This is a genomic window from Paraglaciecola sp. L3A3 (assembly GCF_009796765.1).
In the GTDB taxonomy this organism is placed as follows: Bacteria; Pseudomonadota; Gammaproteobacteria; order Enterobacterales; family Alteromonadaceae; genus Paraglaciecola.
On the sequence record NZ_CP047023.1, the window covers coordinates 1,197,339 to 1,217,341 of the forward strand.

Consider the following 20,003-nt stretch of genomic DNA (forward strand, 5'->3'; position numbering starts at 1 on the left):
TTAAAGAGTAATGCTTACACTACTGCCTGTATAGACTCCTTGAGGTAAAGAAATACTTATATTACTTTTCTGTTTTTTTTCATCCCATACAGATTTATAGTTTTCTTGCTCAGCTAGTATTCTAGTGCTTAAGCTAAAGTGAAGTTCTTGAAGGTAATGACTAGGGTCAGATGCCGTAATTTTTGTTACATTCCCACCTTTTATTTCTAGAAGAAAAATACCTGGACTACTTGCTGATAGAATTATGTTTTCTTCGAGTTCAATAACTCCTGCCTTGTAAAAAACGGCTTGGTATAACCCTAGATTTTTATTGGCTACGGCTTGAATATAAGGCGTATTTGATAAAATTTTTACATTTTTTTCTGAATATTTTTGTATGTTTTCTATATTTGTGCCGGGCACAACAATATATTCGTATGTGTCATCACTTGGTGCATATCCATGATCAATCCATAGCTTAAATACATCTTGTTTTACCTCTCCTTTTGGTGTGCTGTTTTGCTGATTTATTTTGAACCAAGATCCAGTAGCCTTATTATTCTTTAACATAATCTTTTGCGGAGTAGGGAAAAGGTAACCTACGCCATTATGATAAATCCAATCGACTTTGTTATATTGTTTTTCACCTTTCTGTAAAGTAGAGATTTGGCTCTCACTAGAAAGAGTAACATTCCCCCTAAGTAAGCTCTGATTGAGAGTTGTCGCAACTGGGTAATCTAGTATTGTTGAAATACCTGCGCCTAAACACACATATTCATCATCGAAAAAAAACCAAGCTTTACGTGCAATCAAAGGATCGTGTGGGCTTTTGAAATCAAATCCAACAGTTGCATACATCCCATCAGTAGCTGCCCCTACAAAATTAGAGAGTCCGAGTTTCTGAATCTCATCAGTAGAAGGTAACTCTGGTTTTTGTAATATGGTTGTACCTGGTATTTTTTGGTAATCAAAAACAGGTGCAATGTCAAAGTATTCATCGCCCGTTACTGATATATGGTTTGCGCCGTCGCCTCTATAATGATTTAGTAATCCTTCGCTATTATAAGCCGATTCCATATTGTGTACACGGGAGGAATACATTCGTACCGAGGTAAAAAAGTTGGGGCGCTGATATGTTAAATGATCAGATAGCCAGAAGTAGGTTGCATGTGAAATCGTAGGTTTAATATCATTATTTCGGATATCAGCAATTTCTTGTAACTCAACTTTCCGGTAATCGGACGCACTAAGCAGTTGTTCTGCCATCACAGCACTATAAGCACTTAAAGATCCTCTACGGCTTATGCTTCTGTTTTTTGAGCCAATGTCGGGGTACTTTCCAAATGCCGCCATTTTACAAATTCCATCTAAAAAATAGTCAATAAGGTGTTCTAGTTTAGCTGGGGAAAGTGCGAAACGGGTGCCAGTTGTATAATCTGCCCACATCACAAAAGCTCTAGCATAACTTAAGCCATAAGAAAGGGTGTTATTAACCGCATCGGTACGATGGTGGAAGCTATTGTCGTACTGTAACCCACGTCCTTCAGCTGCAGAAGTGCCTAAACCTGTTTCCATTTCTGTATAGCCATAACCATAACTGAGGTTAATAGGCGCCGTAGGTTTAATTTCACCTTCAATGACCTTTATTACTTCAGAAAGTTTAATTACGTCTCTGTAGTGCAATAGATTTTTTGCTTGAATATTGGCAATTTTTATCCGGTCGCCCCCTGGTCTAGCTCCTGTGGAATCTGTAGTGGCTCTGCCGATAATAGGCTGGGTTTTTTCTATTAATGATTCAGAAAGTTCACCATCCATTAATAGAATCAAGGTAACTAAATCGTTTGGGATTCCAATTTGGTTGTCCCACCAGTTATCGCTAATGAAGTCATGTTTTAACCAATAAGTTAAGGCTTTTTCGATTGATTTTTTTACCTTGGAATTTTTGAAATATTTTGAGCCTTCAAGGTTATAGGATCTTGACAATAACAACATATTATCTAAGTGAACATTATGTTGGAAGCCAGTTAATGAAACGTCTTTATAATTTATATTTGCCCAAGTTCCATTCGATCTTATGGTAGACAATACCTTTTTTACTTGCTTGTCATTAATTGCGGTACCTAATAAATCCTGTTTTACACGTTCATGAATGATTTCAATATCTTCTTTTGCATATGTAAATGGAGAATGAAGCACTAAGCTTGCTATAATTGTTATCCATAGCCACAGTTTTGTTGCGGTTCTTTTTAACTTCCCGATAAACATGATGTTCTTTGAGTGTGAAGCTTTACATAAATGGATATTTCGATAGGATAACTTCATTATTTAAGACTTTAATTTCTTCGCATAATAATTAGAGAAATATTCTAGAATTTCGGAATCGTTGATACGGGGTTTTTTATTATACCAGGCGCCAAAATAACCTTTAAAATACCCAGTGAAGTTACCAACACTACCTTGTAATAAATATTTAAACGCTTTTAAAAAAGCATAAGCAGGAGGAATACCTCTATAATATGCTGAGTATCCATAATAAGAATAATTTACATTTTCGCCTACATCCCTACACTTATAAGACAATGTCTGCATGGGGATCGACTTCCAACCTTTCAGCTCCGCTTTACAAACAGACAGAGCATCGGCCGAAGGGCCAACAAAATAACCTGCTTCTAAAAAGCACTGTTGTTTCCACAATCGACAATTTCCTCTTACCCAGTCCCTACTTTTCCCATCATATTTGCCATCTAAACTGTACGCTAGGCCGCTTGAGATGCCAATTTCTGTAGAATTATTCATAAATGTCGTTAATTCTTGATAATAATTCTCATCAGGAAAACAATCTGCGTCTAATATGCCGACAAAATCAATCGCTTCTAAGTAATTGTTTTTTGATAAATACTCAAATCCTTGATTAACTACTGTGGCGTACTTAATACCTAACTCATATTTTTCGACAGGTAGAGTAAAATTTAACACGGTTAAATGTTTAACATTTGGTAGTGAGGTAATTTTTTCTAAAAACTCTTTTGAGCCATCATCACTGCCATTTTCAACGATCACCCAATGTTCAACCTCAATGTTTTGGTTTGTTACTTTTTCAATTAAAAGCGGTAAATTTTTAATTTCGTTTTTTAACGGAGTCACTATAGCAATTTTCATAACGCTAATTCACCTTACGTTTTGGGGGAGTGTTTAGATTTGATAGCATTGATACATACAGAATAAATGCAAAATAATAAGGGAAACTAACAATAATATTTCCCGATATCATTGGAATAAATAGGCCTAATGAGAGTAATAACTTAGCTTTTGTCGTAAATATCATTTTTGCCAATATGAATATATATATTGCAGCGCCAATGGCACCTCTTTCAATAAATAATCTGAGGTAATCATTGTGAGGGTCACGAGTCATAAAGTAGTATAAATAGTTGCCGGCACTCATGGTTTTTACCCCTTCACCAAACATTAAAGTAAAAGTGTCTACTGTGTTCATAAACTGATTGTATAAGGTTAGCCAGTATGTCATCCGCCAGACCAAACTACTTTCGTCACCAAAAGAAAGTCTTGACGATTTTTGCGTTATTTCATCAAAATTAACAGAAGCAATTTTGAAGTAAAAAGCATCATAAATGCCAGAAAAGTAAAATAAAGGGAGTGCACAAGCAACAAATATAAATAGATATTTAATTGAAAAGTTTTGTATAAGCAGAAATATCATGAGTACTAGTAAAAATGAAAATACGCCACCTGAACTTACAGTGATAAGACAAATGAAAAACAAGGCCCCGATATATAGCCACCTTCGGGGAAAGTGTTCGATAGTCAAATAGTAGATGAGTGGAAGAATAGTGAAATAAGCTAAATGATTAGAATGAACAAAATAGGCACGAAATCGAATCGGTAGTATAAAGATTAATGGCAAAGAAATTAAAATAGAAATAATAAACACTTTATAAAAAAGTCGAAATTCTGACTCTTTTAGCCTGGCGCCAATAATAGCTAAAGCGATCCAACCTACATGTTTTACAATTTCCTCTAGATATAAAATCGGGTTATCTAAACTAGGTTTAACACAAAAGATAATGGTATAGGCGCACAACAGTACAGCAAGCAAAAATACTCGATTAAAAGAAACTTTGGCTAAATAATATTTACCAAATAGAAAAGGAAAACCAATTAATAAGATCGCACCGATCCCTGGCTTTACATTGCCGATAATAAAAATGGTAAAGAGAAGAAAAACCTTTATTTGGCTAGCTGTAAAATTAATAGTATTCCCCTCCATATTTAATTAAGTCAAAGTTAAATAAACTTTTGAATAGTTATCCGTGGCTTCCAGTAATCCAGCATACAGAGGATTATAATAATATTTTTTATTTGAATTTGTGTCATTCAAATGGTCAATTTGTGAATTTTAAACATTAGTTTATTGATTAATAAACTAATGTTAAGTGGTAGCTTGGTTACCATAAATAACACTAAATAACACATTAAATTGGGTTTTTGATTGCAAGCAGCAACTGCAAATACTTTTGCTGCTGCGATTTCATTTTGGTTTAGCCACTTTATGGCCATTTTACTCAAGTCTATGGATAACCGTCTAGACGGTTTTAAAAAGAATGGGGCTTGCAAACCATATTTTTGCACTATATCTTTGTTGCCTGTTTCAGTTTCGCCACACTGAACGGCTAATTCTGATAACAAGCGTTGAATCAGTCTTTTTTCTGGGTTAATGCTAACAGCACCTTCGATGAAATACCTTTCGTATAGCACTTCTGGGATAGTGTGAAATTGACAGATTTTACTCATTCTGATCCATAAATCTCTATCTTGAGCAAAAGTAAATATTTCGCGATATCCTCCGCATTTATCATATACCGATTTCCTAAACATGACTTCACCATGTGAAAATAGATTTTTTTTCAATATTAGTTTTGAGGCATCACCACTAAAAGCTTCGCCTTCAACCCAGCTATTATTTTTAAATGCGTATAATTTATCAAGCGAGCTTTTGTTGACTACATTACGTAGACTACCAACTAAACCAATTTTGGGGTTGGCTGCTAATATATCTGCTTGTTTGGCAATACGCTCAGGAAATGAAATATCACCAGAACCCTGAATAGCAATGTATTCACCTTGGCACATCGCTATTGCTTCTATCATCCCTAAAACAAAACCTTTATTTTGAGCGAATCTGATTAATTTTATGCGTTTATCTTTTTCGGCATAGGCATGTAATTTTTCATAGGTATCGTCAGTTGAAGCATCATCAAAAATAATAATTTCAATATTTGAATAGGTTTGATTAATAAGACTTTCAATAGTGTTATCAACCCAATCTTGTCGATTGTAATATGCTGAGACAATTGAAACTAATACTGGTTGTTGCATTACAATCCCTTTTTATGTTGCTTCTGTAGTGATAAATGGTAGCTGGCACATTTAGTCTTAGGCATATATTACCGCTTAAGTATTTTTTGTTTTACAAGGATAAAATCTTCAGTGCTGTAACGAAATATCTCTTTGATTGAAATGCCTACACTTCTTGAATACACAATGAGAAATAATATGGCACTGACTGTATAACTAATCATTGATGCAGCTGCGGCTCCATTGGCCCCATATTTTTCGTCCCATAACCAATTCAGCGCTATATTCACTACTAAGGATGGCAACATGGCATATAAGGCTAACCAAGGTTTACCTCGCCCAGCCAAGTCCATGTTCAAGACTTTAAGAATTGTCATAAAAAAGATACCAGGTAGTAAAATTCTTTGGACTTGCGAGCTTGCCAAAAACTCATCTCCGTACATGGTGGTCATGATTAACTCTGAGAATACGAAAAAAACAATACAAGCTATAAATATAACAACGAAACAGATACGTAATAGTTGCGCGACTTTATATGAGAATAATTTACTATTTTTGGCAGTTGCACTTCTGGCAAAAATAATAGCTCCTAACAAAGAGGGAATTTCCCATAGTTTTTCTACAATCACTGCCCCTTTAGTATAAATACCCACTTCATGTAGTGTTGAGAATTTTTCTAATAAGATAACGTCAATTTTATAATTGAAGTTAATAATGATTAGACTAATAGCATAGATCCCCCCCAATGCTAATAGCTCTTTAATGACTTTTAAATCAAAACTAAATTTTATCGGAACTATGGCGGTCAATTTTCGCCAAATGAAATAAATCACAATTATGTAGCCCAAGGCGCGGCCTATTAAAGCGCCTTCTATTCCTAAGGGAATTAGCATAATTAATAACACGTAACTTGCTAGCTGTACTACGTTGGGTATCCAATTGACTGAATTAAAATCTTTTATTTTGTTCTTGCCGAGAAACACGCCAGAGCTATATGTACTGAGCAAAGCAAAAGGAATAGGTAATAATGCCAGTAGGATTAACGTAGTAGAAAATGTTGAGTTAGTAACATAGCGTAAAAATACCCAACTCATTAACATACATAAAAGGCTTGTTATAAGCCACATCCCTAAAACATTCGAGAATATTTTTTCATCCGAGTATTTTTCTTTACCGATAAAAAAGGCAGCTGATTGCCTAATACCCAACGAGCCAACGATCATGAGTAGGTCGGGTATCACAATTAAGGTAGCTAATTCACCACTGCCGGCAGCCCCTAAATACCTAGCAGTTATAATACTAGTGAACACCCCACATAATAAAACTGTGACTTTGCTTTTTAATACGGAAAGTAAATCTTGAGTAAAGGATGCCAATTTAATTTCTCGCGAATTGAATAATGTAACCTTGTAAAATAAGGTTGAGTTTTATTAGGTTAAAAATGTTATTGAGTGTCATTACAATTCAATATTTTTTATATTTAGGTTTTTATCCACAAATCGCACCTCGGGTATTAAAGTATGACCTGTTTCGGTCAGTACAGTATCAATACACAATTTCATCAAATCTAAAATATCTTGGCTTTTTGCTGCACCTTCATTTGTAATAAAGTTAGCATGCAAGGGGTTGATTTGTGCTCCTCCAATTTGATTTCCCTTTAACCCACATTTTTCTATCACTAAACCTGGCGGTCCAATCTCTGCGTACATGGTAGGCGAACTCTTAAACACTGAGCCGCAGTTTGGTTTTTTTAAAGGGAATTTAAGTCTTCTAGAACGTAAAGTATTCAGACACGTTTTCCTTAATTCTTTTTTGTCTGCAGAGGTTAATTCAAAGCTACATTCGGTAATTATCTCTCGCTTATATTTAAATATGCTTTCTCGATAACCAAATTCGCATTGTTCGTTATTGCGTATAATCGTATTACCATCAAAATCAATGCTTTTAACTGTGGTGATATGTTCAGAAACTGACTTTCGACAACTGCCACCATTCATCGTAACTATGCCCCCTAAACTGGCCGGTACGCCGACAATATGTTCAATTCCTGCTAGACCTTGTGCAACACATGAACGGACAAAAGAAGGTGAATAAGTAGCAGCCCCAACTGTTACGATATTCTGATTGTAGGTAAAGAATGTAAACCCTTTACCCAGCTTGATAACTACGCCATCCATGTATTCGTCGGTGAACAGTATATTCGACATACGGCCAACAATAGCCCAGTTCAGATTATTTTTTCGTACATAAGCTAAAGTTGAAGCAAGTTCCTCTGCGGTGTTCACTTCTTTAAAGTAACGTACCTTACCACCTGTTTTCCACTTGCTGATTTTGTTCATAGCGAAATCAGCTTCAAATTTGTCGTTCGGTAACATGTTGCTGACCTTTTGTTCTATTTAGCTATAAATTTTTTCGATGTTTACACCACAAGCATTCAGTTTTTCGATTATACCGTTGTAACCTCTTTCAATCTGCCAAGCATTCAATATGGTGGTTTCTCCGTCTGCTACTAGCCCTGCAAGTAACAGTGCAATGCCAGCTCTTAGATCTAGTGCATTAACGGTTTCACCTGTGAGTGGATTACCGCCTTTTATTTCTAACATATCGCCGACAACTTTGCTTTGAACTCCCATTTTTGCTAGCTCTTCGGCATAGCCATATCTACCAGGAAAACGTAAGTCTACAATCTTGCTTGTGCCTTTAGACATTGCACCGAAAACTGCGAAAAGTGGTTGCATATCTGAGTTGATTCCTGGGTATGGCCCAGTGCTAATTTCTATAGGGTATGCATTGCCTTTACCAACATGGGCAGAATCATCAAAACGATATAATCGTACGCCGCTTTCTTTTAAAAATGCTAAAGGTACTTCTAAGTCGATAAATGGAAAATTATCTATTTCTAAACTACCACCGGTTATTGTTGCAGCAATGACCCAAGTTAGGGCTTCCATGTTGTCAATAATAACACTGTGTTTATTGGCGGATAGTGAACTGACTCCTTCGATTTCTATTCGCTCTTGACCAAATACTTCGATTTTTGCCCCACAGCCTTTTAAGAAATTAATCAAGTCAATAATTTCTGGGCGTATATGCGGGTTCCAAACTGTTGTTTTGCCTTGAGCTAGAGAGGCGCAGATAATTGAGTTTTCAGTTGCGCCTGTAGATCTCATTGGTAACTCGATATCGTTTCCAACTAATCCATTTTCAGCACGAGCGACCAAGTAGTCACCATCTTCTGATACTGTTGCTCCAAGGTTTTCGAGTAGCATGACATGTAAGTCGTATTTACGTTCGCCTAATTTACAACCACCTGGTAGAGGCACTTTACCGTAGCCATTTTTCGCAACTAATGCACCAAGGATTAATAAAGTATTTCGAATAGACCGTCCTTCCCAAATTAACTCACCACTGCATGGGGACTGTTGGATGATTTTAACTTTATCGTCGTCTATATTGACTATTTTTTTACCTAGAACTTCTAACATTTTTTGATGGACTTGAACATCAAGTAAGCTAGCTGGGTAATTAGTTAACTCAATGTCTCCTTCAGTTAGAATTGACGCTGCTAATAATCTAAGTACACTGTTTTTAGCTCCGCTAAGACGGACTCGTCCTTGAACAACAGATGGCTTTACTTTGTAAGTGAAATTGTCACTCATGAATTTATTCCTTCGAATTATTTATAAAAATTTTTATACCAACTGACGAACTCATTTACGCCATCTTGCAATTTAGTAGCGGGTTTATAGCCTATAGACTTTTCTAAATCACTAATATCAGCAAATGTACGTACAACATCCCCATCTTGCATTGGCATATACTTTTTAATTGCTTTTTCGCCGAGTGCGTTTTCAATACAATTTATAAAAGTCTCTAGCCCTACAGGTTCGTTATTACCAATATTAAAGATTTTATATAAAGGTGAGCCTGAACTCGTTCCGGTTACACTACTTTTAGTTGTTGGGATAACAGCTTGAATGCGAATTATTCCTTCAACAATATCATCGATGTAGGTGAAGTCTCTTTGCATTTTTCCATTGTTAAATACTTTTATAGGCTCTTTATTATTAATGGCCTTTGTGAATAAAAATGGTGCCATATCTGGTCGGCCCCAAGGGCCGTAAACAGTAAAAAAACGTAACCCAGTAGTTGGTAAATTATATAGGTGACTATAAGTATGAGCCATTAGCTCATTCGATTTCTTTGTTGCCGCATATAAAGAAACAGGATGATCAACTACGTCATCAGTTGAAAATGGGATTTTGACATTTGCGCCATACACTGAGCTGGATGAAGCATATACTAAATGTTTTACATCATTATGACGACATCCTTCAAGTATAGTTGTAAAACCTACTAGGTTTGAGTCAACATATGCTAAAGGGTTTTCAATGGAGTATCTCACTCCGGCTTGTGCTGCTAAGTGAATGACTCGTTCAAATTTTTCTACTGAAAACAGATTGGCAATGCCTTCTCTGTCAGCTAAATCCATTTTTATAAAGGTGAAATTTGTATAATGTTCAATTCTCTTTAAACGAGCAAGTTTTAGAGCTGGGTCATAATAATTATTTAAATTATCTAAGCCCACTACTTCATGGCCTTCTTCACATAAACGTTCAGCAACAAAGTTGCCAATAAAACCAGCTGCACCGGTGACTAAATATTTCAATTTTTATTACCCATGTTAAAAAACGTTGTTAGATTGCTCTTTTCAGATATTCAATGAGTTCATGGCGATTATTTGGCACTTTATCATTGCAAGGTTCTAAATTTTCTATGTTATTCAGTAAAGTAAATAAGCTCCTTTCATCATCAGCTACATAAACACCTTTAGTATTTTTAAATTTTGCAACCGTGGCCATTTGGTGATCATTTCTATGTTCCTCAAAAGCCAAACGACGAGGCATTATAATAACAGGCAAGCTATTTTCATGGGCTGTTATAATCGTTCCCATTCCTGCATGGCCAATAATAACCTTTGTATTAGTAATCACCTCTTTATATTTTTGTGGTGACAAAAACTCATAGGCTTCAATGTGTTTAAAATTTATTTGGGATGCACATGTTTGCGCGATAATTTTTGTGCTTACATTATGTGAAGCCCACTCTTCAACTAATTCTAATAATCGGTCGAAAGGAAACTGAGTGCCTGTAGTGACAAATAATGATTTCACTTTAAAATACCGACCCTTTGTATTGGACTGGGGCTTCATTGGCTAGGTGCTCCCATTGAGTTAATACTGCATGAGATATCTTTCGGGAGATTTTTCCACCTAAAGATAGTTCCTCAGAATTCGCAATGCTGTCCACCCAAATTGTTTTTGCTCCGACAAACCTGCCTGCAAAAATGGCTAATACACCAGGGGCTGCACCAGTTGTGATGACAACATTCGGTCTAAATTTTATTACCGTGATAAACATTTGCAGTAAAGAGTATAACAATGCGAGTTTTTCGTTTTGATTGGAGTCTTTTACAAGTATATAGTTTGAAATACCAGACTCTTCTGCTAAACCTTCGATTGTTGTCACAAATCTTACATTATGCCCAGTAAATGCAGGTTCAAGTAGCATTAGTTGTTTCCAATGTCCGCCCCCAGATGCTACAGCTAGTATTTTTTTACTTTTCATAAAAACTCTCGGTTCTTTATTATGTTTCTAGCCATGGATAGACAAGCCTCTGCCGATTGCATAATAAGCAAACCCTTTCTTTTTCATGCGAATAGGATCAAACATATTTCGACCATCAAAAATTGCCTTTGATGATATCTTTTCGCTGATTAAGTCAAAGTCAGGTGCCCGGAAGTTTTGCCATTCGGTACAAATAACCAATGCGTCAGCACCTTGTAAGGCCGCTTCTTTGGTGCCCATTAAAGCTAAGTCGTCTCGGTTACCACATATGCGTTGGGTTTCGTCCATTGATTCTGGATCAAATGCTTGAACTTTTGCACCAGCTGCCCATAAGTAGTTGAGTAAAACTAAACTAGAAGCTTCACGCATATCGTCGGTATTTGGTTTAAAAGATAAACCCCAAACCGCAAAGGTTTTGCCTTTTAATGCGTTGCTGTTGGTCGCTAGGTCAAAGTGTTTAGATATGTATTCGCTTAATTTATTCTTTTGACGATAGTTAACTGATTCAACTGATTTGAGTAATTCAGCTGTATAACCAATTGAGTCGGTTGTTCGGATTAGCGCTTGTACATCTTTCGGGAAACAAGACCCACCGTAACCACAACCAGGATATATAAACTGATAACCAATACGAGGGTCAGAGCCTATACCGTGGCGCACATTTTCAATATCTGCACCCACTTGTTCAGCTATATTAGCCATTTCATTCATAAAGCTAATTTTGGTGGCTAACATGCAGTTTGCCGCATATTTTGTTAGCTCAGCACTTTTAATATCCATTACAATAATTTTGTCATGGTTACGGTTAAAGGGTTCGTATAATTCACGCATTACGTCGGCTGATTCTTCAGAATCGGTACCAATAATGATTCTATCTGGCTTTTGACAGTCGTTAACCGCTGCGCCTTCTTTTAAAAACTCTGGATTTGATACAACTGAATATTTAAGGTCGCTTTTATTTGCTGTCTGTAATGTTTTTAAAACTGTTGCAGAAACTTTTTCTGCGGTGCCTACTGGTACTGTTGACTTATTAATTATTATTTTTTCAGACGTCATGTGGGTGGCAATAGTTTCGGCCACTTTTAATACGTATTTTAAGTCGGCTGAGCCATCTTCATCGGGAGGGGTGCCAACGGCAATAAAATGCAATTTAGCAAATTCTACACCGAATTTAGCATCTGTAGTGAAAGTCAGGCGTCCTTCAGAATACGTTTTGTTAACTAGTGCGGTTAAGCCGGGTTCATAAATTGGAATGATTCCTGCTTTTAAATTATCGATTTTGTTCTGATCAATATCAACACAGCATACATCATGACCTGCGTCAGCAAGGACGGTTGCCTGCACTAGGCCTACATAACCAATTCCATAAAAAGTGACTTTCACTTGTGCTCCTTAACTAAATTTGTAATAGCTATTTTAATAAACATTCTTCCCCACAAACCCTCTGAGAACGGTAAAAATAACAATTTTAAAATCGAACCACAGAGACCAGTTACGAATGTAATGTAGGTCGTACTTAATACGCATTTCCATTTTTTCGACTGTGTCGGTTTCGCCGCGCCAGCCACTGACTTGGGCCCAGCCGGTAATGCCAGGTTTCATTTTGTGGCGTAACATATAGTAGGTAATTTGTTTACGGTATAACTCGTTGTGTGACACGGCATGGGGCCTTGGTCCGACAACCGACATGTCACCCTGTAATACGTTAAAAAACTGAGGTAATTCGTCTAATGAGGTTCTGCGTAAAAATGCGCCTAATGGGGTAATGCGGGCGTCACCTTTGGTGGCTTGTTTTACCACTTCGCCGTTGTCTTGGGTGGTCATAGACCTAAACTTCCAAATTTTTATTTTTTTGCCATCCATGCCATAGCGGTTTTGTTTAAATATTACCGGGCCTTTAGAAGTAAGTTTAATGGCGGCTGCAATGATTAACATGGGGATGGCAATAATACACATGATGATACTGGCTAATACAATGTCTTCAGCACGTTTAAGTGCCGACGAGCCACCTTTCATTGGGCTGTCGTAAACACTGATGGTTTGCATTTCACCTACGTGACCCATACGGGCGTGTAAAAGGTTAAAGGTGAATAAGTCTGGGATAAGATGCACGTCGACTGTGCTGTCGCCGAGTACTTTTAAAATTTTGTCGATACGTATATTGGCAGACATAGGTAAGGCAATAAACAATATCTCGATTTCGCCAGCTTGTGCCATGGCCACTGCGTCGTCCATTGCACCTTTATAATACTGGATATAATTTTGATCAATCCGGTCTTTGGTGCGTTCGTCGAATATGGCTTTTAGTTGGTAACCTGTTTCTGGATGGTTTTCAATTTCTTTAGCTAGCGCTAAGCCCCGTTCGGTTAGGCCTATTATGCCAATGGAACGTGTGTTGTAGCCTTTTTTGCGCAAAGAAAACAACAGGCTTCTAAATATTGTGCGCCATACACAGAGCACAATAAAAGTAGACACTAACCAAGAGCCAAGCACCACACGAGAAAAACTTTCTGATTCTTTGGTAAAAAACAAAAACAAAAATACGGGGAATACTGTGAGGGTCCAGCTGGAGAGTACATAAAATAACATTTCTTTTAGCGAGCTAGCACGCCACGAGCGGTATAATGCAAATAATTCAGCAAAAAACGAGTAACTAATATTCGAAATTAAGGCCAACATGAAATATTTGGAATTGTAATCTTGCAGGTACACTAAACAGGCAATTAATAAGCATAATTGGATCAGTGCTATATCGAGAAACCGATATACAAAAGCAAATTGATTAATATTGTTACGGACGAATCCGCCTTCTTCACTCATTCACAACTTCCTGTTTTGGGAATTACTTCGTGCGATATGTTAATTGCAGAGTATATAAAAATTATGACAAGCCAGTAATATGTTTTTTTAATTGTTTTCCCACTTCAGGCAAATAATTTAAACCACTTTTATAATTTATGTTAAATACCGGAATGTTGGTTAACAATTTAGCCAAACTTTGTAACCTTTGGCTCTCTACACCCATACTTGTGTAGGCATTAGCTAATATACTGTTTTGTAGTAACATCATTAAACTGTGACTGGCCGTAAGCTGTTTTATGTGGCAAAAGGTGTCTAGGTTGTCACTACGGTCTAAATAATAAATAGCTTTTAATTTAGTTGGTTTGCTATTCCAAAAATTATTATCACTACTATTCAGGTTAATTTCAAACTTTGCAAACTTTTGGTGCACTTTCTTGCACTCTATCGATGAAAACTTAACCGACTCTTGGTTGTTAACGCTATTTTCAGCTGCTTTCATTGGCTTTGTATTATCTATATCAATTTCTGCGCCAACTAGGTTATTGGCACTATCGGGCCATAATCGTACTTTGGGCCAACTGGGGTAAATCATATATTCGTTTGCTGACAACGAATGAATGGCTGCCATGTCGTCGGTCATGAGTTGAAACCCGTCACCTAATAAATGGGTAGTTAGGGTAGATTTACCTGTTCGGCTAGGGGCAATAAATAAATAGGCTTGATCTTGGTAACTGATGGTATTGGCATGAATACAGGGGACGGCATTGAGTTCTAACCAACAGGCAATGCCAAGACTTTGTAAATAATGTTTGAAGTCGGTGCCTTGTGGTTGCCAGTTTACTTTGATGGCAGTTTTACTAATAGCAAAACTGCCAGTGCCTTCGCATTCAATATTTAGGGTGTAGTCTTGTTCGGTTTTAAATAACTGAATCACAGACAAGTATCGTTCGCCCTGATCGACTAATTGCCATATGGGCTGAGTGTGAGGTTTTTGGTAACTTGAATATTGCACATCTATGGGTAGGGTAAAAGCCGTATTACTTACTTGCTTAAGCGAAGTAGGCAATTTATTGGCTGTGTCTAATAATTGCACGCCGTGTAATGGGGTGTTTAAAAGTGACTGTTGGTTATCTTCCATAGGTAACTTGATTATCGCTTTTGTAAATTAACTGCTATTTGATGCATCGATTGTAGCTGATTGTTTAGCTAAATAATTGATTTTGTTTAGATTGAAACTGACTGTCAAAAAATTTTACACATAAAAAAGCCCGCACTAGCGGGCTTTAGAATTTTGCGCTTAACTTAACCTTGGAAAGGGTTACGTTTAGTGTGACCGCCGCTTTCGTCAGGAACGCTACCTGAGAAACCTTGAGTCAATTCAGCTAAACTACCTACTTTAGTTAGTTCAGGCTTTTGATATTCACGTTTTTCATTAGTTTGATTATTAAAATCAGTCATAGTATATCTCCTTAAGCCTTTTTGCGACGTGACGCTACTAAACCACCTAGGCCTAGTAACATTAATGATAATGCTGCTGGTGCAGATACATCTTGTGCAATTTTTAAATCAGTATCAGCAAAAAATTGTATATCTGGTGCGCCGTTATCTAAATTTGCATTAATAGTTAACATGCCAAACAACTCGTCTTGAATTTCCTTACCATAAACGCCTGTAGCTGAGGGGCTACTAGGTAAAGTAATAAATGGTTGACCACGGTCACTGCCATCACCGTTGTCATCAAAAACGGTATCAAATACAACGTTGGTATTCATCACATCAATAACGACTGACGTTAACAACATATTTGACAAGTTAGATAGTGTCCATATGCCATAGTAAGTGTCGTCTGAAAAGTCACTAGGTGTTCCATTGTCACCAGTACCGCCTTGTGTAAGGCCAGCTTGAGTTAGTGAAAACCAGTTAGCAACTTCACCACCACCAATTTCAGCTTCTAGACCTACTGGTGTGCCGTCGTTACCTATTCCAGCGTCAACAACACCCCATGTGAAAGACTGGCTAGTACCACCGTCAAAGTTTGCAGTAACTTCGATGCCGGCCATGTCTATACCGGTAATTGTTGTCATAAAGCTAGCTTGTGCTTGGCTAGCTGTAAACATAGTAAGAAATCCTAATGCGATTAGCTTTTTCATTTCCATTCTCCAAAAGTTAAATATAAAGGTTGTTGTGCCTGCTAGATACTTCAAAAACAGCAGGGTTTAAATCTATTATAACCTAAGCAATATTGGTGCCTATATTATTTTTTCTTTTAAATACAATATATTAAAGTTAGTGTTTTGTTTGCTGTGTTATTTAAGCTATCAAATCAGCTGCTATTTACTTGAAACTGTAAAAGAATCTGACAATCTAATTTAAAGCACTTTAAATAATACTATCCACAGAAACATTGTTGTAATTAGTTAAAACTTATATGATTGATATCGCAGGCATTTTATATCAAAAATATGAGAAAAGTCATGTTTATATACCTATCGCGTAAGAATTCACAAAAAATTAACAAAAGTGTCGATTTAGATTCATCTTTAGCGATTGCCAAATACGCGCCATCAACTTATCAAAATTTATCGCATTTTACCGTTAATGATCAAGAACAAGTATTAAGCTTTGCAGTTAATCCTTTGACTAGCATCACTGACGAAGCAAACATTACGCCAGCGATTGTTGATAGCCATGTTTCAGCAGAAAAATCATGTAAAAACATAGTGATAGGTAACTTGGCCGGTGATGTAGGTTTTACACAATTACTGCCGGTGGCTGAAAATTGCACTGACTTGGTTGATAAAGTAACCAATTTGGCGCATTTATTCGATAATTCTGCAGGCCAATGTTTTGCCCAGCTGGATTCTCAATTTGTTTTGTTTGCTTGGCATCAACAAAACAATCAGCTGCATATTGCTAAAGACCCGTTTAATCCTAAATCTATTTTTTGGGCTGAGTTAGCTGATGGTGTTTTGGTTTCTACCGATATTCAGTTTATTAGTAAAATGTTGCATAAACCTTTGCTTTTATCAGAAGCTGGGTTAGCCAGTTGGCTGAGCGGTTACCCAAATCCAGCGATTTCTTTGTTCCAAGATATTCATGTTTTACCTATTGGTCATAGGTTGCAAGTTGATAGTGAGTTAAATGTACAGTCTATTGCGTTTTGGGATATTGATCCTGAGCATAAAATTCACTACAACACGCAACAAGAATATGCCGATCATTTCTTACAAGGCTTGTCGGCCAGTGTTGCACAAGCTAGTGCAACAGACGCAGATGTATTAGTGTCGCAAATGAGTGGTGGCATGGATTCTACTAGTATTACCGCCATCGCCAATAAACAAGCTAAGCACAACAATAAACAAGTTTTACCTTTGTCGCACATGTATAAAAATTCAGAAAAATGTGACGAAGAGCAACTTGTACAAGATATGTTGTCGAGCCTGAATATTCAGCACAGCATTCAAATGGCAGTAGACGAAGGCGCAGACCGCAACTTTTTAGCCCTTTATCCCAGTCACTTAGAAAGCCCAGGTACGGTTTTGTCGCCTCGCTATATTCGTGAACTTGCTCTAGTCAAACAAGCTGGAGCTAATGTGATGTTGAGTGGTAATGGCGGCGACGAAATGTGTTGGGGCCATAGTCTTGCCTATACACAAAGATTGCGTGAAGGTGATTTTGCTGTCGTGCCCGAGGTTTTAAAAGCTTGTCCGGCTTTAGGCATGCCTAGATTAAAAACCTTATCTAACTTGTTTGTAAAACCTTTTTTACCTGAAATGATATTAAAAGCGTTAGGGGCACAAGCTAAACCTGAACATACTTTTAATACACCAGTGTGGTTGACCGATAAAGCTCAAGAGTTAGCTTATAACGAAACTAAGGTGGCGAATCCTTTCGATCTTAAAAAAGATCCTGTGGGTTATAACCGTTATTTAAGTATCAAAACCACCTCTACTTATAATGCTATGCGGTCTTATGACAAATTAGCCGACGACTTTGGCATTAGTGTTCGTCATCCATTTTTTAATACCACAGTGGCTGAGTTTTCGTTTGCTGTACCTATGAAGCAGTTAATTCAAGGGCCTTATCCTAAATGGCTGTTACGCTACAGCATGCAAAATGATTTACCCAAAAGTGTTTGCTGGAATCTACAAAAAACCACCTTTGATCAACACTTTGGTAATTTGGTTAGAGAAAATGCCAGTCAAATTAGAGAAATCTTAGAAGACGAACGACTGGCTGACATGGGCTTGGTGAATCAATCATTATTATTAGCAGAATTCGATAGGGTAGTCGCTAACCCGTCCATTCCACTACAAGTAGACTTACTCTACGCCATTCTAACTTTCAGTTGGTTAAGAGCGGTAAGAGCAGACTAAGCAGAGTGGGGCAGGTAAAAGCTAAAGCTAAAGCCAAAGAAATTGAACCACAGAGGGCACTGAGAACACAGAGGTAAAGATGGTTAATATTTGCCTTAACTGTAGGTCGTGGCTTTAGCCCGTCAATGTAAAAAATAGACGCCATAAATGGACGACCTACAAAAGACGAAAAGAAATTTAACCACAGAGAACACAGAGGGAATGGGTGTTAAAACAAGCCCACACTATCGTCATTCCGGTCAATGTAAAAAATAGACGCCATAAATGGACGACCTACAAAAGATAAAAGAAATTTAACCACAGAGAACACAGAGAACACAGAGGGAATGGGTGTTAAAACAAGCCCCACATCTCGTCATTCCTGCAGCCCCACATTTCGTCATCCCGGTAGTTCCCACATCACGTCATTCCGGTAGTCTTTTGAGCCGGAATCCAGGGCTTTAATAGTGGCTAGTAGATGGTTAAGAGCCAAAGCCAAATAATGGATTCCTGCTAACTACATGCAGGAATGACGGGCTTTGGGGGTTGTGATGTGCTTGAGGATTTACTATCCAATGTTATGGTGTAACAGTTTCTGAATTACTGCCTTTTTAGGATATCCCGACAGTCTCACACTTCATCATTCCGGTAGTCCCACCATCGTCATTCCGGTAGTCCCACCATCGTCATTCCGGTAGTCCCACCATCGTCATTCCGGTAGTCCCACCATCGTCATTCCGGTAGCCTTTTAAGCCGGAATCCAGGGCTTTAGAGCAGTAGCTAGAAAATAGTGGCTAGTAGATGGTTAAGAGCCAAAGCCAAAGAATGGATTCCTGCTAACTACATGCAGGAATGACGGTCTTTGGGGGTTGTGATGTGCTTGAGGATTTACTATCCATTGTTATGGTGTAACAGTTTCTGAATTACTGCCTTTTTAGGATATCCCGACAGTCTCACACTTCATCATTCCTACCGTCCCACCATCGTCATTCCGGTGTGCTTTTGAGCCGGAATCCATAAAGCAGACTAAGCAGAGTGGAGCAGGTAAAGATGGTTAATATTTGCCTTAACTGTAGGTCGTGGCTTTAGCCCGTCAATGTTAAAAATAGACGCCATAAATGCACGACCTACAAAAGAATAGGAGAATTTGAACCGCAGAGATAAAGATGGTTAATATTTGCCTTAACTGTAGGTCGCGGCTTTAGCCCGTCAATGTAAAAAATAGACGCCATAAATGGACGACCTACAAAAGAATAGAAGCAGAGTGAGTAGAGTGGGGCATTTAAAAGACAAGAGCCAAAGCCAAAGAATGGATTCCTGCTAACTACATGCAGGAATGACTGGCTTTGAGGTTTACAGTGTGATTGTGGATTTACCATTCATTGTTATGGTGTAACAGTTTCTGAATTACTGCCTTTTTAGGATATCCCGACAGTCTCACACTTCATCATTCCTACAGCCCCACATCACTTCATTCCGGTTATCGCTACTATCGTAATTCCTACAGTCCCGCATATCGTCATTCCGGTAGTTCCCACATATCGTCATTCCGGTGTGCTTTTGAGCCGGAATCCATAAAGCAGACTAAGCAGAGTGGGGCAGGTAAAGATAAGAGCGATGTAGGTCGTGGCTTTAGCCCGTCAATGTTGAAAAATAGACGCCATAAATGGACGACCTACAAAAGAAGAAAAGAAATTTGAACCACAGAGAACACAGAGGGAATGGTGTTGAGACAAGTCCACACCATCATCATTCCTACCGTCCCACCATCGTCATTCCGGTAGTCTTTTAAGCCGGAATCCAGGGCTTTAGAGCAGTAGCTAGAAAATAGTGGCTAGTAGATGGTTAAGAGCCAAAAACAAA

Annotated in this window: 16 protein-coding genes; 1 reads left to right on the forward strand and 15 read right to left on the reverse strand. The window is 37.7% G+C overall.

Going from position 1 to position 20,003, the window contains the following annotated elements:
• The 15 genes from GQR87_RS05000 to GQR87_RS05070 all read right to left on the reverse strand — a co-directional run bounded on the left by GQR87_RS05000 (position 1) and on the right by GQR87_RS05070 (position 15,935).
• Positions 1-2,244 carry a polysaccharide lyase family 8 super-sandwich domain-containing protein gene (locus GQR87_RS05000; RefSeq protein ID WP_158967144.1) on the reverse strand — a complete coding sequence of 748 codons (2,244 nt, stop codon included), beginning with the start codon at positions 2,242-2,244 and terminating at the stop codon, positions 1-3.
• A 60-nt stretch (positions 2,245-2,304) separates the two neighbouring features.
• Complete coding sequence (locus tag GQR87_RS05005) at positions 2,305-3,138, reverse strand: glycosyltransferase family A protein (protein ID WP_158967146.1); 834 nt, start codon at positions 3,136-3,138, stop codon at positions 2,305-2,307.
• A 4-nt stretch (positions 3,139-3,142) separates the two neighbouring features.
• Entirely contained in the window at positions 3,143-4,267 is a 1,125-nt protein-coding gene (locus GQR87_RS05010; protein WP_158967148.1) for an O-antigen ligase family protein, read from the reverse strand.
• A gap of 107 nt (positions 4,268-4,374) precedes the next feature.
• The gene (locus GQR87_RS05015) at positions 4,375-5,376 is read right to left on the reverse strand and encodes a glycosyltransferase (protein ID WP_158967150.1); all 1,002 of its coding nucleotides are present in this window, start codon (positions 5,374-5,376) and stop codon (positions 4,375-4,377) included.
• Between the two features lie 68 nt (positions 5,377-5,444).
• On the reverse strand, positions 5,445-6,731 hold the full coding sequence (locus GQR87_RS05020) for a polysaccharide biosynthesis C-terminal domain-containing protein (protein WP_158967152.1): 1,287 nt from the start codon (positions 6,729-6,731) through the stop codon (positions 5,445-5,447).
• 81 nt (positions 6,732-6,812) lie between these two features.
• Positions 6,813-7,730, reverse strand: a complete 918-nt coding sequence (gene murB, locus GQR87_RS05025; RefSeq protein ID WP_158967154.1) for a UDP-N-acetylmuramate dehydrogenase — start codon at positions 7,728-7,730, stop codon at positions 6,813-6,815.
• A 21-nt stretch (positions 7,731-7,751) separates the two neighbouring features.
• Entirely contained in the window at positions 7,752-9,014 is a 1,263-nt protein-coding gene (locus tag GQR87_RS05030; RefSeq protein WP_158967156.1) for a UDP-N-acetylglucosamine 1-carboxyvinyltransferase, read from the reverse strand.
• A gap of 17 nt (positions 9,015-9,031) precedes the next feature.
• On the reverse strand, positions 9,032-10,024 hold the full coding sequence (locus GQR87_RS05035) for an NAD-dependent epimerase (protein WP_158967158.1): 993 nt from the start codon (positions 10,022-10,024) through the stop codon (positions 9,032-9,034).
• A gap of 28 nt (positions 10,025-10,052) precedes the next feature.
• Positions 10,053-10,529 carry a glycosyltransferase gene (locus tag GQR87_RS05040; protein WP_158967160.1) on the reverse strand — a complete coding sequence of 159 codons (477 nt, stop codon included), beginning with the start codon at positions 10,527-10,529 and terminating at the stop codon, positions 10,053-10,055.
• A 1-nt stretch (position 10,530) separates the two neighbouring features.
• Complete coding sequence (locus tag GQR87_RS05045) at positions 10,531-10,983, reverse strand: hypothetical protein (RefSeq protein WP_158967162.1); 453 nt, start codon at positions 10,981-10,983, stop codon at positions 10,531-10,533.
• Positions 10,984-11,010: 27 nt separating this feature from the next.
• A complete protein-coding gene (locus tag GQR87_RS05050; protein ID WP_158967164.1) occupies positions 11,011-12,366 on the reverse strand; it encodes a UDP-glucose/GDP-mannose dehydrogenase family protein in 1,356 nt (451 codons plus the stop codon).
• 33 nt (positions 12,367-12,399) lie between these two features.
• The gene (locus GQR87_RS05055; RefSeq protein WP_158967166.1) at positions 12,400-13,803 is read right to left on the reverse strand and encodes an undecaprenyl-phosphate glucose phosphotransferase; all 1,404 of its coding nucleotides are present in this window, start codon (positions 13,801-13,803) and stop codon (positions 12,400-12,402) included.
• Between the two features lie 61 nt (positions 13,804-13,864).
• On the reverse strand, positions 13,865-14,923 hold the full coding sequence (locus GQR87_RS05060) for a hypothetical protein (RefSeq protein WP_158967168.1): 1,059 nt from the start codon (positions 14,921-14,923) through the stop codon (positions 13,865-13,867).
• A gap of 164 nt (positions 14,924-15,087) precedes the next feature.
• A complete protein-coding gene (locus tag GQR87_RS05065) occupies positions 15,088-15,243 on the reverse strand; it encodes a lasso RiPP family leader peptide-containing protein (RefSeq protein ID WP_158967170.1) in 156 nt (51 codons plus the stop codon).
• Between the two features lie 11 nt (positions 15,244-15,254).
• Positions 15,255-15,935, reverse strand: a complete 681-nt coding sequence (locus GQR87_RS05070) for a hypothetical protein (protein WP_158967172.1) — start codon at positions 15,933-15,935, stop codon at positions 15,255-15,257.
• Between the two features lie 324 nt (positions 15,936-16,259).
• Between GQR87_RS05070 and GQR87_RS05075 the strand changes: the two genes are divergently transcribed.
• The gene (locus GQR87_RS05075; protein ID WP_158967174.1) at positions 16,260-18,161 is read left to right on the forward strand and encodes an asparagine synthetase B family protein; all 1,902 of its coding nucleotides are present in this window, start codon (positions 16,260-16,262) and stop codon (positions 18,159-18,161) included.
• Positions 18,162-20,003 lie beyond the last annotated feature (1,842 nt).